This window comes from Streptomyces sp. NPDC002790 (genome assembly GCF_040295505.1).
Taxonomy (GTDB): Bacteria; Actinomycetota; Actinomycetes; order Streptomycetales; family Streptomycetaceae; genus Streptomyces.
Map to the genome: position 1 here is coordinate 1 of NZ_JBEOVM010000142.1, position 14,095 is coordinate 14,095.

General features: G+C 70.1%; 19 protein-coding genes and 1 tRNA gene. 9 read left to right on the forward strand and 11 right to left on the reverse strand.

What is annotated here, in order from left to right; genetic code table 11:
• Window positions 1-181 precede the first annotated feature (181 nt).
• Complete coding sequence (locus ABT004_RS33030) at window positions 182-412, forward strand: hypothetical protein (protein WP_351344311.1); 231 nt, start codon at window positions 182-184, stop codon at window positions 410-412.
• Window positions 413-417: 5 nt separating this feature from the next.
• Here ABT004_RS33030 and ABT004_RS33035 read toward each other — a convergent pair whose 3' ends face one another.
• On the reverse strand, window positions 418-882 hold the full coding sequence (locus ABT004_RS33035; RefSeq protein ID WP_351344314.1) for a GatB/YqeY domain-containing protein: 465 nt from the start codon (window positions 880-882) through the stop codon (window positions 418-420).
• A gap of 77 nt (window positions 883-959) precedes the next feature.
• On the opposite strand from ABT004_RS33035, the gene ABT004_RS33040 reads away from it, so the two are divergent.
• Both ABT004_RS33040 and ABT004_RS33045 read left to right on the forward strand, forming a co-directional pair.
• Entirely contained in the window at window positions 960-1,913 is a 954-nt protein-coding gene (locus tag ABT004_RS33040; protein ID WP_351344317.1) for a metallophosphoesterase, read from the forward strand.
• A 101-nt stretch (window positions 1,914-2,014) separates the two neighbouring features.
• Window positions 2,015-2,088: transfer RNA gene (locus tag ABT004_RS33045), tRNA-Pro, on the forward strand.
• 87 nt (window positions 2,089-2,175) lie between these two features.
• Here ABT004_RS33045 and ABT004_RS33050 read toward each other — a convergent pair.
• The 8 genes from ABT004_RS33050 to ABT004_RS33085 form a co-directional block, all read right to left on the reverse strand.
• Window positions 2,176-2,493 carry a hypothetical protein gene (locus tag ABT004_RS33050; RefSeq protein ID WP_351344320.1) on the reverse strand — a complete coding sequence of 106 codons (318 nt, stop codon included), beginning with the start codon at window positions 2,491-2,493 and terminating at the stop codon, window positions 2,176-2,178.
• Between the two features lie 75 nt (window positions 2,494-2,568).
• Window positions 2,569-2,883 (reverse strand): hypothetical protein, encoded by a 315-nt coding sequence (locus ABT004_RS33055; protein WP_351344323.1) that lies wholly within the window; start codon window positions 2,881-2,883, stop codon window positions 2,569-2,571.
• 236 nt (window positions 2,884-3,119) lie between these two features.
• A complete protein-coding gene (locus tag ABT004_RS33060; protein WP_351344326.1) occupies window positions 3,120-3,938 on the reverse strand; it encodes a bestrophin-like domain in 819 nt (272 codons plus the stop codon).
• Between the two features lie 261 nt (window positions 3,939-4,199).
• A complete protein-coding gene (locus ABT004_RS33065) occupies window positions 4,200-4,451 on the reverse strand; it encodes a chaplin (RefSeq protein ID WP_351344329.1) in 252 nt (83 codons plus the stop codon).
• 124 nt (window positions 4,452-4,575) lie between these two features.
• The gene (locus tag ABT004_RS33070) at window positions 4,576-5,079 is read right to left on the reverse strand and encodes a DUF5949 family protein (protein ID WP_351344332.1); all 504 of its coding nucleotides are present in this window, start codon (window positions 5,077-5,079) and stop codon (window positions 4,576-4,578) included.
• Window positions 5,080-5,234: 155 nt separating this feature from the next.
• Window positions 5,235-5,522 carry a hypothetical protein gene (locus tag ABT004_RS33075; protein ID WP_351344335.1) on the reverse strand — a complete coding sequence of 96 codons (288 nt, stop codon included), beginning with the start codon at window positions 5,520-5,522 and terminating at the stop codon, window positions 5,235-5,237.
• 151 nt (window positions 5,523-5,673) lie between these two features.
• Complete coding sequence (locus tag ABT004_RS33080; RefSeq protein WP_351344338.1) at window positions 5,674-5,913, reverse strand: chaplin; 240 nt, start codon at window positions 5,911-5,913, stop codon at window positions 5,674-5,676.
• A gap of 366 nt (window positions 5,914-6,279) precedes the next feature.
• Window positions 6,280-6,690 carry a rodlin gene (locus ABT004_RS33085; protein ID WP_351344341.1) on the reverse strand — a complete coding sequence of 137 codons (411 nt, stop codon included), beginning with the start codon at window positions 6,688-6,690 and terminating at the stop codon, window positions 6,280-6,282.
• A 280-nt stretch (window positions 6,691-6,970) separates the two neighbouring features.
• Between ABT004_RS33085 and ABT004_RS33090 the strand changes: the two genes are divergently transcribed.
• Together ABT004_RS33090 and ABT004_RS33095 are read left to right on the forward strand one after the other, a co-directional pair.
• On the forward strand, window positions 6,971-7,381 hold the full coding sequence (locus ABT004_RS33090; protein WP_351344344.1) for a rodlin: 411 nt from the start codon (window positions 6,971-6,973) through the stop codon (window positions 7,379-7,381).
• A gap of 268 nt (window positions 7,382-7,649) precedes the next feature.
• Window positions 7,650-8,057, forward strand: a complete 408-nt coding sequence (locus ABT004_RS33095) for a rodlin (RefSeq protein WP_351344347.1) — start codon at window positions 7,650-7,652, stop codon at window positions 8,055-8,057.
• Window positions 8,058-8,178: 121 nt separating this feature from the next.
• On the opposite strand, the gene ABT004_RS33100 is transcribed toward ABT004_RS33095, so the two are convergent.
• The gene (locus tag ABT004_RS33100) at window positions 8,179-8,442 is read right to left on the reverse strand and encodes a hypothetical protein (protein WP_351344350.1); all 264 of its coding nucleotides are present in this window, start codon (window positions 8,440-8,442) and stop codon (window positions 8,179-8,181) included.
• 183 nt (window positions 8,443-8,625) lie between these two features.
• Entirely contained in the window at window positions 8,626-9,675 is a 1,050-nt protein-coding gene (locus tag ABT004_RS33105; RefSeq protein ID WP_351344353.1) for a M23 family metallopeptidase, read from the reverse strand.
• A gap of 330 nt (window positions 9,676-10,005) precedes the next feature.
• Between ABT004_RS33105 and ABT004_RS33110 the strand changes: the two genes are divergently transcribed.
• From ABT004_RS33110 to ABT004_RS33125, 4 genes are all read left to right on the forward strand, one after another.
• Window positions 10,006-10,590: a TMEM165/GDT1 family protein gene (locus ABT004_RS33110; RefSeq protein ID WP_351344356.1), complete on the forward strand. Its 585-nt coding sequence runs from the start codon at window positions 10,006-10,008 to the stop codon at window positions 10,588-10,590.
• Between the two features lie 87 nt (window positions 10,591-10,677).
• Window positions 10,678-11,280 carry a TetR/AcrR family transcriptional regulator gene (locus tag ABT004_RS33115; RefSeq protein WP_351344359.1) on the forward strand — a complete coding sequence of 201 codons (603 nt, stop codon included), beginning with the start codon at window positions 10,678-10,680 and terminating at the stop codon, window positions 11,278-11,280.
• Window positions 11,277-12,950, forward strand: coding sequence for an FAD-binding dehydrogenase (locus ABT004_RS33120; RefSeq protein WP_351344362.1), 1,674 nt, complete (start codon window positions 11,277-11,279; stop codon window positions 12,948-12,950). The genes ABT004_RS33115 and ABT004_RS33120 overlap by 4 nt, the downstream gene beginning before the upstream one ends.
• On the forward strand, window positions 12,947-13,747 hold the full coding sequence (locus tag ABT004_RS33125) for an SDR family oxidoreductase (RefSeq protein WP_351344365.1): 801 nt from the start codon (window positions 12,947-12,949) through the stop codon (window positions 13,745-13,747). The genes ABT004_RS33120 and ABT004_RS33125 overlap by 4 nt, the downstream gene beginning before the upstream one ends.
• Window positions 13,748-14,095: the final 348 nt, after the last annotated feature.

Below are 14,095 nucleotides of genomic sequence, written 5' to 3' on the forward strand. Positions count from 1 at the left end.
CGGGGGGGGGGGGGGGCCCCCCCGGCCCCGCCGCGGGCGGTTGGGGGGGCGGGGCCCCCCCGGTGGGGGGGGGCGCCCTCTTCGTTGGTCGTCCGTAGTGGGGGCCGGTACGCGTGGGGGCCGGTAGGCGCTGTGGCCGGACCGCGTGGGGGCCTGGTCCGTGCTGTGGCCGGCCCGTGCTGTGGCCGGCCCACGTGGTGGCCGGCACGCGCTGTGGCCGGACCGCATGGTGGCCTGGCCCGTACTGTGGCCGGACCGCGTCGTGGCCTGGCCCGTACTGTGGCCGGACCGCATGGTGGCCTGGCCCGTACTGTGGCCGGCCCGCGTCGTGGCCTGGCCCGTACTGTGGCCGGCCCGCGTCGTGGCCTGGCCCATACTGTGGCCGGACCGCGTCGGGGCCTGGCCCGCGTAGTGGGTTCAGTCCGCCAGGAGGCGCTTGACCGTGGAGGCCACGCGGCCGCCCTCGGCGCGGTCCGCGACCTTCGGCTTCACGATCTTCATGACCTGGCCCATGGCCCTCGGCCCCTCGGCACCCGCCGCCTTCGCCTCCTCGACCGCCTGCGCGACGATCTGCTCGAGCTCGGCGTCGGACAGCTGCTGCGGCAGGTACTCGGCGAGCACCACGCCCTCCGCCTCCTCGCGGCTCGCGGACTCGGCGCGGCCCGCCTTCTCGAAGGCCTCGGCCGCCTCGCGGCGCTTCTTCGCCTCCTTGGCGATCACCTTCTGCACCTCGTCGTCCGTCAGCTCACGCTTCTCGGTGCCCGCGACTTCCTGATTGGTGATCGCGGAGAGGGTCAGCCGGAGCGTCGAGGAGCGCAGCTCGTTGCGCTCCCTGATCGCGGCGTTGAGGTCGTCCTGCAGCTTCGACTTGAGCGTGGTCATGACGTGATTGTCGCAGGTGCGCAAGGACCAACGCCCGCCGATTTCCGCCGCGGTGCGGGTCTGACACGATGGGACTCATGCGCGCTCGATACGGGACTCCCCTGAAGACCTCCCTGAAGGTGACGGCCGGCATCGCGGCGGCGGGCGCCGCCGGGGTGATCTACTCGGCGGGCTTCGAGGCCCGCTCCTTCCGTCTCCGACGGGTCACGGTCCCGGTCCTGCCTGCCGGTATGCGCCCGCTGCGGGTCCTCCAGGTCTCCGACATCCACATGGTGAGCGGGCAGAACAAGAAGCGCCGCTGGCTGCAGTCCCTCGCGGGCCTGCGCCCCGACTTCGTCATCAACACAGGCGACAACCTGTCCGACACGGAGGGCGTCCCCGAGGTCCTCGACGCCCTCGGCCCGCTGATGGAGTTCCCCGGCGCGTACGTCTTCGGGTCCAACGACTACTACGGCCCCAAGCTCCTCAACCCGGCCCGCTACCTGAAGCAGCAGATGTCGGGCAAGCACGGACTGAACGGCAACGCCCCCGTCGTCGGCGCCATCCACAACCCGTGGGAGGACCTGCGCGATGCCTTCGACGCGGCCGGCTGGCTGAACCTCACGAACACGCGGGGCGCGTTGAAGGTGGCGGGCGTGGAGATCGGCCTCACCGGCCTGGACGACCCGCACATCAAGCGCGACCGGTACGCGGAGGTGGCCAGCGGCCCGCTGTCCGGCCCGGACTTCTCCATGGGCGTGGTGCACGCCCCGTACCTCCGCACGCTCGACGCCTTCACCGCGGACGGCTACCCGCTGGTCCTCGCGGGCCACACCCACGGCGGCCAGCTCTGCATCCCCTTCTACGGGGCCCTCGTCACCAACTGTGACCTGGACACGGACCGCGTGAAGGGCCTGTCCACGCACGAGGCGGAGGGCAACACGTCCTACCTCCACGTCTCGGCGGGCTGCGGCACCAACCGCTACACCCCGGTCCGCTTCGCCTGCCCGCCCGAGGCGACGCTACTGACGCTGGCCCCGAGGGCGGCGTGAGGGCGGCCGCCCAAAACCGGATTTCGCCTCAGGCCGACAGTCCGCTAAAGTAAACGACGTCGCCGCGACCTGCATCACCGCAGAGAACGGAACAACGACATCGGGGTGTGGCGCAGCTTGGCAGCGCGCTTCGTTCGGGACGAAGAGGTCGTGGGTTCAAATCCCGCCACCCCGACAGTGAAACACCAGGTCAGGCCCGGTACTGAGAAATCAGTACCGGGCCTGACCTGCGTTCGGGGGCCAATGGGGGAGCCACCTCGCGTCACTCCCCGTGCCAGACACGCTCCAGATCCACCAGTTCCACGTCCGGACGGGCGCTTGCCGCCTTGGTCAGGTTCGCGTCGAAGCCCGAGCGACCGAAGAGGAGGAGTTTCGCTCCGTCGGCCGGGACGCCGCGGGCGAGCAGCAACCCCTTGATGCGGTCGAGGCGTTCGAGGTCGGGCAACGTGCGAGCGCGGTCGGACGACTTGGCCTCGCCGATCGCCCGGACGACGGGAGCGCCGGCCTGTCGGCGCTCTCCCTCGGCGAGGGCCACGACGTCGAGTTCGTGCTGTGCGCGGCCCGCGCTGTCGTTCACCACGGTGCTGCCGACCTCGCCGGTCGGGCCGCCCTTCGTACCCTCCGCGGCATGGCGGGCCGTCCATTCGCGGGCCAGTTACTCGAAGGACGGGCCGAGGATCTGCGCGCTGACGGTGCGCGCGGCGGCCTTCCACGCCGGGGCTGCTTTGCGTTCCTCGAAGGCTGCCAGGCGTGGCACGGTGACCAGTTGGTGCAGGCGTACCACCGGGTCGGCGAGGCGTAGTACGGGGCGGCGCTGGAGCAGCAGGTCCTCGTCCTTGACCAGGAAGCCCGAGGTGATCAGGACATCGAGCGGGTGGTGCAGGCTGCGCTGGTCGCGGCCGATCGCGGCGGCGACCTTGGAGGGGCTGGTCGCACCGGCCGCGACCGCCCCGAGGGCCGACAGGTACAAGGCCCGGTCCTGGATCCGCGGGTCCTCCCGCAGCAGGTACCCGGTTTCACCGAAGAGTGCGTGGCTGGGGTTGAAGACGGTGGCGAGCAGTAGTTCGTCGAGGTCGGAACGGCTCTGCGGGGAGGCGTTGCCGAGCAGGTCGCGGTAGCCGGGGGGGGGCCGCCGAAGTAGGCGTACGTACGGAATGCGTAATTGGCCCCCGCGTCATCGCGTGACCGTTGCGTCCCCTCAGCAGGTCAGCCCTTGGCCAGGCGGGTGATGCGCTTGCCGTCCTCGTCGCAGGGCAGTTCCGCGTTCTTGTCGTGGGCGCGGAGGTCGCGGGTGGCCTGTTTCTCCACGTCGGCGATGGCCGTGGGCTGCACGTCGACGATGCCGCCGAAGGGGCGGTCGACGTCCCGGATGATGCACAGGGTGGCCGTCAGCAGCGCCGTGATCAGGGTGAGCGCGATCAGCTGGCCGCGGTTGTTCTTGCGCGGCAGGCAGATGCCGAGCGACACCACCGTGAGGGCGAGGGTCGCCAGCAGGAACCAGAAGATGGCGCTGGGGATGCTGGCGGTCGACTGGGTGAGGCGCTCCGAGCGCTCCTCGGAACGCTTGGTGTCGGCGCTGACCAGCATGCCGAAGGCCGGTTCGCCCTCCAGGGGACGGAAGTTGTGGCGCATGTCGGTGGACCACACGCTGGGTGCCTTCGAGCCGTTCCCGTTGCCGTCGGACATGGTGGGCCATTCCTGGACGCGGACGGCACGGGCGTAGCAGACGGCGTCGGACTGGATGGCCGCTCGCTGCTTGCCCTCGGCGTACTCGGCGGTCTCGACGATCTGGTCCAGGGCGCGGGACTCACCCCGCGAGGACACCTCGGCCTTGCCGTACGAACCGTTGGCGGTCACCAGGACGAAGGCCAGCAGCAGGACGGTCAGAGTGAGCAAGGGGGCGACGAGGTCCTTGACCGCCATGCCGCTGTCGTCGTCCTCGGTCAGCAGCCTCGGCCGCAGGAATCGGTTGGCCGCGAGCCCCGCGATCAGGGCGAGCGCGGCGACGACGATGGCGGTGACCACGGCTGAGTACCTCCAGAAGACAGGAATGCGGTGCTCCCTGTCATGGAGCACCGCATTCCTGTCCTGACCGTTGGCGCCCTCCGCGTACAGCGGAGCGCCTCACTCACCCTCTATCGAGCGACAGGGCTTCCCCCGGAAAGCGGCGGCGGGCGGCCAGTGAGCAGCTCGGTGAGCAGCCCCGTGAACAACAACAGTGCCCGGGAAGCCGAAGCCGTCCCGGGCACTGTTCGTCCGAACCGAGTCCGAACTGATTCCGGCTGGTCAGCCGTTGACGCAGGCGTTGCCGGCGGTCGGGTTGAGCAGGGCAACCAGGTTGAGCGAGTTGCCACAGGCGTTGATCGGGACGTCGATCGGAACCTGGATGACGTTCCCGGACAGCACGCCGGGGCTGTTCTGGGCCACACCGGTGGCGCTGGCGCCGTCGGGGCCGTCCACCGCGGAGGCCATGGCAGCGGATCCCATAACAGCGGTCCCGGCCAGCACGGCCGCGGCCGCGAAGGTGCGAAGACGCATCGTTGCTCCCTTGAGAGGTGAGGGAATATGACGCGCCAATCAGACCGCAAAGCTGCCCTAAACCATGATAATTGGGCCAATGGAGGGCGCGTCCATCAGCTCGCCCAGCAATCGCATCAGCGGGTCACGCGCGCACGCGCCGGATGGGCAGCAGGCAGTGCGCGGCGGCCATGAGGGTCTCCTCGTCGCCCGCGAACTCCTCCAGCTCCTTCTCCGTGACCGGGGACCCGGGGGTCGCGGTGGGCCAGACACGCGTGGTGAACAGGAAGTACGCGCTCTTGCGGGCCTCCGCCGCCGCCAGCCACTCGGGCGGCACGGGGCACTGGGCGTTCAGGAGCGGCATGGTGACGACGGCCTGGCCCGCCTCGACCAGCAGGGACACGGGGAAGCTGGGGCGGCCCGACGCGTCGTGGACGGTGGTGCCCACGGTGAGGCCGTTGGTCTCCAGGAGGCCGCGCACGGCCGCTTCCGCGGCCTGCGGACCTGCCGGGGAATCTCCCATGGAGTAGGCGAGGAGAAAGGGAATGTCGCCCTGCCCGTCGGAGTGTTCTCCACTCCAGGCGATGACCGCCAGAGTTCCCAGGTCGGCTGCTCGAAATGCGGGGCCATTGCTCACAGTTGAAGTCATCGAAGAAGCCTAGCCAGCGGCGGTTGGCGGACCGGCCACCGTTCACTCATTTGGCGGAACGCACTCCGAGGAGGAAATGAGGAGCAAATACCGAAGGCCGGTTCGGGAACCCGGAGTTCCGAACCGGCCTTCGACGCGTGGCCCGCCGTACGAACCTACTGGCCGACGGGGAGACCGCCGAGCATGCTGCCGCCACCGGAGCCGGAGCCGCTCTCGTTCAGCCCGTCGACGGCGCCCGAGACGGCGCTGACGGCGCCCCCGTCGTTCTTCGGGTCGAGCAGGTTGCTGTCCACCGGCGCGACGTCGAGCGTCGGCTGGCTGGTGATCGTGTTCACCGCGCCGTTCAGGCTCATCGGAGTGAGGTCCGAGGCAAATGCCGGAGCGGCGGCGCCGACAATCGCCATCGACCCGGCGACAACGGCAGCGGTCTTCAGAACCTTCATTGTTTATGCCTTCCCTCGACAACTCGCGTCATCGGTTTGGAAAATTCGCTTCTGTTTGCCCAACGAGCGTCTCGACCCGGGGGAAACGGCCGCACAACGGAACAGCCGCCCCTCAAAGAGGGGCGGCTGCGGAAGAGTCGGGCTTGGCCCGTCAGTCGTTGGCGCAGGTGTTGCCGAACGTCGGGTTCAGCAGGCCGATGACGTCGACGGTGTTGCCGCAGGCGTTGACCGGCACGTGCACGGGAACCTGGACGGTGTTGCCCGAGATCACGCCGGGGGAGTTGGTGGCAGCGCCCTGCGCGCCGGAGTCGGCGGCGGCGACGCCGGCCGAGCCGGCCATGGCAGCGGCGGCCATTGCGGAAAAGACGACTGCCTTCGCGGTACGCGACATGAAGCATGCTCCTTGGAGGTCGTTCTGTTCGGCCAGCGCGGGTGCCTGGCACGTGGTGCAACGGGGCGGCCGTGCAAGGGGTTGCGGCTCCGAACGGGTGACTGGCCGTCCTACAGCCCCTTTGGGGTGACGTCGTGAGCGAACGGGTGAACCGGTTCTTCCGGGGCGACGGGCCGATGGTCCACTGAGGGCCGTCATGAGATTGGCCGCGCCGCCTTCCTGTCAGCCGTCGGCTCCACGCCGTTGGGAGGGTGGCCCCCGACCCGGGCGCCCCGTGATTCCTCCGGCCCGGCGCCCCATGACAGAGCTCGGGCCGCCGGCGAATGAGGAAAGCCGGCGGCCCGAGCCTTGTGCGCGTTCGGCCGATCAGCCGTTCTGCACACCGTTGCCGGCGAGGACCGGGATGTCACTCAGGATGTGCGACAGCGGCTCGTCGCCCTTGGCCTGGGTGGAGTTCTCGGTGCACTGCTGGTTCTGCGGCGCCGACAGGATCGGCACGTCCTGGACCGCGACCGGCACGAGGCCGACGAGCGAACCGACGTTGCCCTTGACGGGCAGGCCGACGCAGGGCTTGTTCAGGGAGCCCTGGACGAGACCGAGCTGCGGGCTCATGTCACCAGCGGTGGCGGAGTTGCCGTAGGTCTGCGACGAGCCGTTGCCGCTGGTCGAGGTCGTGCCGTGGTCGTCGCCGATAGCAAGCGCCTGCGGGGCGGCTGCGGCGGAGACACCGACGACGGAGACGGCGACCGCTGCGGCGGCCATGGCCTTCTTGAGCATGGTTCTGTTTCCTTTTCTGACGGGCACCGGTTACTGCACTGAGCGCAACTGCGAAGGGCGGAAATGGTTCCGCATATCCACCCGTTCGGTCAGGCATCACCCCCCGCTCGATCACCCGTGCCCCCGCCACACAGCCCGCACTGGCGAGATTTTCATTTCATCGAACCAAGCCAGGACTCGGAATCGATCGGATCCACTTCCGAGTGAACGTGAGCAACCGATGGCGAGATGCGGAGTTGATACAAGTGCTTCCAGACGGAAAATGAAGGGGAATTTCCTCATGCTGAAGAAGGCCATGGCTGCCGCGGCGGCCACCGCTTCGCTCGTCGGTATCGCGGCCGCCGCCGCCCCGCAGGCCCTGGCCGTCGGCAACGACGGTGGGACCACGTCCGAGAGCGGCAACAACGCCTCGCAGACGTACGGCAACTCCGCCACGTACGGCAACATGAGCCCGCAGATGGCGCTGATCCAGGGCTCCCTGAACAAGCCCTGCATCGCCCTGCCGGCCAAGGCCAACGTCGGCTCGCTCGTCGGTGTCGTGCCGGTCTCCGTCCAGGACATCCCGATCCTGTCGGCCCCGCAGAACCAGCAGTGCACCGAGAACTCCACCCAGGCCAAGGGTGACGAGCCGCTGTCGCACGTTCTGGACGACATCCCGGTCCTCTCCGGCAACGGCGCCGGCAACAACTGAGGACCCGTTGTATGAATCGGGCCGCCGCACCGGCGGCCCGGTTCGCTGTTCCGGTCCCGGCGTCGGCCGGGAATTCAGGTAGCTGTACGAGCCTTTTGATCCGCTGCGTCCGGATGTTCGGGAGGTCGCGCACAGTGCCGAATTTCCTGCGATTGGCTCGCGCGGGAATGGTCCGAACGGGTTTCGGTCCGCAACTGCCCGGAATGCAATCCAGTTGACCAAACGTAGCTCCGCATCCGGAGCGCGCGTATCGAAAGGGAACCACCCCATGAAGAAGCTCTTCGCAGCCGCGACGATCGCTGTTTCCGTCGCCGGCCTCTCGGCCGTGGCCGCCCCGTCGGCGCTCGCCATCGGCGACGACCAGGGCACGACGTCCACGAGCGGCAACGGCTCGTCGCAGACCTACGGCAACTCCGCCACCGCCGGTGACATGAGCCCGCAGCTCGGCCTCGTCCAGGGCTCCCTGAACAAGCCCTGCATCGGCCTGCCGGCCAAGGCCAACGTCGGCTCGCTCGTCGGTGTCGTGCCGGTCTCCGTCCAGGACATCCCGGTCCTCTCGGCGCCGCAGAACCAGCAGTGCACCGAGAACTCCACCCAGGCCAAGGGTGACGAGCCGCTGTCGCACATCCTCAGCGACATCCCGGTCCTCGCGGGGAACGGCACCGGGAACCGCTGAACGGACTGAGGGGCGGTCGCCGGAACGCGCGGCCGCCCCTCTCCGTACGGCATCCCGTACGCCAGGCACGACGAAGGCGGTGGACCGATCCGGTCCACCGCCTTCGGCTTGCGTTCGCGCGCTACTGGACCGCGGGGATCAGGCCGGTGACCGGCGCCACGAGGTCGGTGACCTGGTGCAGGTCGTTCAGGTGGTTGAGCCCGGAGAGCTGTTCAGCGGTGCTGGGCAGCTGCTCCTGCTGGTCCGCCGGAATCGCCATCGTGGACAGCGAGTCGAGGGCTCCGGTGGGTGAGATGGGTTCGGCGGCCTGGGCCGCGGGGGCGGTGGCTGCGGCGGCGCCGACGGCGAGCAGGACAGCGCTGAGGGCACGTCGAGTTGAGATCATGCCGGGTTAACGGTGTGGTTGCCGTGGCGGATACGGGGTGCGTGGTGCGCCCACCCGTGAGGGCCAATCGTTCGAGCGGTCGGCGTTCGGGTGCGGTCGTTGGTTGCCTACGTCTCGGGGCTCTGCCCCGGACCCCGCGCCTCAATCGCCGGCGGGGCTTAATAGGCCCAGCCGCCGCCAGGCTCAAGGCAGCTTCAGCCCCCGTGCCCGCAGCCACGGAAGTGGGTCGATGCCTGAGCCGAACTGGGGGGTGACGCGGACCTCGAAGTGCAGGTGCGGGCCGCTGACGTTGCCGGTTGCGCCGGAGAGGGCGAGGGTCTCGCCAGCCCTCAACCGCTCCCCCGTCGTCACACCGATCCGCGACAGGTGCGCGTACTGCGTGTAGTAGCCGTCGGCGTGCCGGAGGACCACCTGGTTCCCGAAGCCGTCGCCGCAGCCCGTGAAGACGACGGTCCCGGCGCCGACCGCGTGCACCGGCGTCCCCGTGGGGACGGCGAAGTCCTGGCCGGTGTGCGTGTGCGCCCACAGCCGGCCGCCCGAGCCGAAGCCCGCGGACAGCGTCGCCGGGCTCACCGGCTTCACCCAGGTCCGCCCCTTGCCGGCCCGCTTGTGCCCGTTGTGCCCGCCGATGTCGCCGTGCGCGCAGTTCCCGCCGCCCGTCGGCATCGGCCCCGCCGCGAGGACCCGCGCCCGCCGCACCTCCGCCTCGGCCCTCGCGAGTTTCGCCTCGATGTCGTCGCGGGCGGCCGAGCGGCGCCGTTCCTGCGCCTTGAGCCCCTTCACGAGGCGGGCGGACTCGGCGCGCCGGTCGGCGACCCGGTCCCTGGACTCGGTGACGCGGTCGGTGAGCTGCCGGGCGGCGCGGTCGCCGCGGCCCGCGAGGACGGTGGCGTCGAGGGCTCGCCGCGGGGAGGAGGAGGTGAGCAGCGGCAGCATCGTGCCGAGGCCCGAGGCCCCGCGGTACTCGCTGCGCGCCTGGCGGCCGAGGGTGGCCCTGAGCCCGTCGAGGCGGCGCTGCTCGGCGCGCTGGCGCCGGGTGACGTCGGCGAGCCGGCGCTCGCCCTTGCGGACGGCGGCCCGCGCCTTCTCGTGCGCCGCGACGGCGTTCGACGCCTCGCGCATCAGGCTCTCGGCCCGCGCCGACAGTGCGGCGGGTCCGTCGTCGTGCGTCCCCTCGGCAACGGACCGGCCCGCCGCCCCGGTCAAGGTCACCGCGCACAGCAGTGCGGCCACACACACTCCACGTACACATCGCATCGGCCGACTGTCGCAAAAATGGTCGAAACGGGCGGGAATCTGGTCGCCGAACGGCCTCAGTGTACCCTTAATGGAGCAAGCGAAGGGGAGTAGCCCCGCGAACCGGTCGTCGACACACTGGAACCCCCGGGTTCCCGGTGGCCGGGCTCGGACCGCCTCGGCGGGACGGGTGGGCGAGACCTTCGACCAGGCAGAACACAGCGCACGTACGCATCACGCATACGTGTGTCCGCTGCCGGGTCGAGTGGTCCTCCCTACGCAGCGGGCGGGGGCCGCACGGACCCGGCCCGTACAGAAAGCGTCCCCATGGACCTCGATCCCCTGGCGATCGTCACCGCCTTCGGGCTGATCTTCCTCGCCGAACTCCCGGACAAGACCATGTTCGCCTCACTGGCCATGGGCACCCGGATGAAGCCCCTGTACGTCTGGTTCGGCACGTCGGCCGCGTTCCTCGTGCACGTCGCGATCGCCGTCGGCGCGGGCTCGCTGCTCGGCCTCCTCCCCGGCTGGATCGTGAAGGTCGTCTCCGGCCTGATGTTCCTGTTCGGCGCGTTCATGCTGCTGCGCGGCGGCGACGAGGACGGCGAGGACGAGACGGGCCCGAAGACCGTCACCGGTTTCTGGCCGGTCTTCGGCACCGCGTTCATGGCCGTGTTCATCAGCGAGTGGGGCGACCTCACGCAGATCACCACCGCCAACCTGGCCGCCACGAACGGCACATGGTCGACCGCGATCGGCTCGTGGGCGGCCCTGATGTCCGTGTCCGCGCTCGCCCTGGTCGCCGGGCGCTTCATCGCCAAGCGGGTGCCGCTGAAGACCGTGCAGCGGGTGGGCGGTTTCTGCATGCTGGCGCTGGCCGTGTGGTCGTTCGTCGAGGTGTTCACCGGCTGACGTGCCGCCCGCGTACGCCCCGCGCACACCCCTTGTGGATACGCGAACGTATCGAATACGTTCGCGTATCCGACCGGGGAGGCGAGGATGCCCGTCACCAAGCGGCGTGCGCGGACGCGGCAGCGGCTGCTCGACGCCGCGCTCGACGTGTTCGCAGAGGAGGGCTTCGGGCGCTCCACCGTCGAACAGGTCTGTGAGCGCGCGGGATTCACCCGCGGCGCTTTCTACTCGAATTTCTCCTCGCTCGACGAGCTGTTTCTCGCCTTGTGGGAAGAGCGGTCCGCGCGGATGCTCGATGACGTGCGGAACGCTCTCGCCGGTGTCGACCCGGAAGATCCCGAGGCCGCCGTGCGGTCCGCGATCGACGCCACCCCCGTCGACGACGCCTGGTTCCGGATCACCGCCGAGTTCACCGCGCACGCGCTGCGCAATCCGGACTTGCGCCGCGTGATGGCCGCCCGCGAGGAGGCCATCCGCGACGCGATCCTTCCGGTGTTCGTGGCCGCGCTCGGCCGGCTCGGCCGCCGGGTCACCGACGAACGGGCCCTGGGCGACGCCCTGGTGGCCGTGCACGACGGGACCACCGTGCAGGTCCTGCTGCAGCCGGACGACGCGGCCGTACGGGCCCGTCGCGAGGCTCTCTTCATGAACGTACTGGACGCCTACAGCACACCGTTGGAGAGCGCATGAGTGACACCAAAGCCGATGCCGCCGATGTCATCGTCGTGGGAGCCGGGCTCGCCGGGCTCGTCGCGACGTACGAACTCACCCGCGCGGGCAAGCGAGTTGTGCTGGTCGACCAGGAGAACGAGGCCAACCTCGGGGGCCAGGCGTTCTGGTCGCTCGGCGGGCTCTTCCTCGTCGACAGCCCCGAGCAGCGGCGGATGGGCATCAAGGACTCCTACGAGCTCGCCCTCGCCGACTGGCTCGGCTCCGCCGGATTCGACCGCGAGGACGAGGACCACTGGCCGCGCAAGTGGGCCGAGGCGTATGTGCGGTTCGCGGCCGGGGAGAAGCGGGACTACCTGTACGGGCTCGGGCTGAAGGTGACCCCGAACGTCGGGTGGGCCGAGCGCGGCTCCGGGACCGCGACCGGGCACGGGAACTCCGTGCCGCGCTTCCACCTCACGTGGGGGACGGGGCCCGAGGTCGTGCGCGTCTTCCGTGAGCCGGTTCTGGCGGCCGCCGAGCGCGGGCTCGTCGACTTCAAGTACCGGCACCAGGTGGACGAGTTGATCGTCGAGGACGGCGCCGCCGTCGGCGTGCGCGGGTCGCTGCTCGAACCCTCCGACGCCGCGCGCGGTGTCGCCTCGTCCCGCGACACCGTCGGCGACTTCGAACTGCGCGCGAAGGCCGTGATCGTCACCTCGGGCGGCATCGGCGCCAACCACGAACTGGTCAGGAAGAACTGGCCAGTTGAGCGCATGGGCGCCGCCCCCGAGTCCATGGTCACCGGCGTCCCCGCCTACGTCGACGGGCGCATGCTGGAGATCGCCGAGGGCGCCGGCGCCTCCCTCGTGAACCGCGACCGCATGTGGCACTACACCGAGGGCCTGAAGAACTGGGACCCGATCTGGCCCGACCACGGCATCCGCATCATCCCGGGCCCCTCCTCGCTGTGGCTGGACGCGGAGGGCAAGCGGCTGCCCGCGCCGCTCTTCCCCGGCCACGACACCCTCGCGACCCTCAAGCACATCACCGGGACCGGGCACGACCACACGTGGTTCATCCTGACCCGTGCCATCGTCGAGAAGGAGTTCGCGCTCTCCGGGTCCGAGCAGAACCCCGACATCACCGGCAAGGACCTGAAGCTGGTCCTCCAGCGCGTGAAGAAGGGGGCGCCCGGACCGATCCAGGCCTTCCTCGACAAGGGCGAGGACTTCGTCGTACGGCGGAACCTGAAGGACCTCGTCGCCGGGATGAACGAGCTGACACCGTCAACTCCCATTACATACGAGCAGGTTGAGAGCGAGATCGTCGCGCGCGACCGGGAGGTCGACAACGGGTACTCCAAGGACCTCCAGCTGATGGCGGTCCGCAACGCCCGCTCGTACCTCTTCGACCGCCTCACCCGCGTCGCCAAGCCGCACCGGCTGCTCGATCCGGCGCAGGGCCCGCTGATCGCCGTACGCCTGCACGTACTGACGAGGAAGACCCTGGGCGGTCTTGAGACCAATCTCGACTCGCAGGTCGTGCGGCCCGACAAGTCCGTCTTCGAAGGGCTGTACGCGGCCGGGGAGGTCGCCGGGTTCGGCGGTGGCGGCGTGCACGGGTACAACGCGCTCGAGGGCACCTTCCTCGGCGGCTGCATCTTCTCCGGCCGCGCCGCCGGGCGCGCGCTCGCCCGGAGCCTCGCGTGAGTACGCGGGGCACGGCCCTCGTGACAGGGGCCTCGTCGGGCATCGGGTCCGCGGTCGCGGCGGCGCTCGTGAAGCGCGGCTACAAGGTGTACGGGACGAGCCGGGACCCCCGGAAGGTCGTCTCGCCGGTGCCGGGCGTGGAGTACCTGCCGCTCGACCTCGCCGACGAGGAGAGCATCGAGACCCTCGCGCGCTCGGTCGGCGAGGTCGACGTGCTCGTCAACAACGCCGGGGAATCGCAGAGCGGCCCGTTCGAGGAGCTGCCGATGGACGCGGTGCGGCGGCTGTTCCAGCTGAACGTCTTCGGGGCGGTGCGGCTGAGTCAGCTGCTGCTGCCGGGGATGCGGGAGCGGCGGCGGGGGCGCGTGGTGATGGTGGGGTCCATGCTGGCGAGTTTCCCGCTCGCGTACCGGTCCTCGTACGTCTCGTCCAAGGCCGCGATCAAGGGCTTCGCGCACGCGGCGCGGCGCGAGTACGCCCCGTACGGCGTCGGGATCACGACGGTCGAGCCGGGGTCGATCGCGACGGGGATCAGCGAGCGGCGCACCCAGTACGTGGCGGACGGCTCGCCCTTCCGCGCCGCCTACGACACGATGCTCGCCGCCCTCAACTCCAATGAGGCGCACGGGATCTCGGCCGAGAAGGTCGCCGCGAAGGTCGTCTCGGCCATCGAGGCGGGGCGGCCGAGGCCGCTGTACGCGGTGGGCAGCAGCGCGCCCCTCGTGTTCGCGCTGCGCCGCGTGCTGCCGCGCTCCGCGGCGGAACGGATGGTGGCCAGGAGGCACGGGCTGAAGTAGGGGTTCCGCCGCCGGAATCGCTGCCGCGAATGTGCGTGCGGGCTGTTCCGGGGTGGGCCGCTCGGGCGTACATTCGCTTCACCGTCGCGGCATGCACGGTCGGGGGATGAATTGCGTCGGTGCTTTTCATCCTTTGGTCGTGGTGTTGTGGGCGGCTAGCAGGCTCGGTACAGCGGGAGCACCTGCGAAGGCCGGCCCGGCCGCTCCCCCCGGAACTCCGGCCGGGCCCGGCTGTTCCGCCCACCCGGCGCCGTCCTCCGCCCTCGGGGCTCCGCCCCGGACCCCGCTGCTCAATCGCCGCAGGGGCTTAAAGATGCTGCTCAATCGCCGGCGGGGCTTGATAGATCA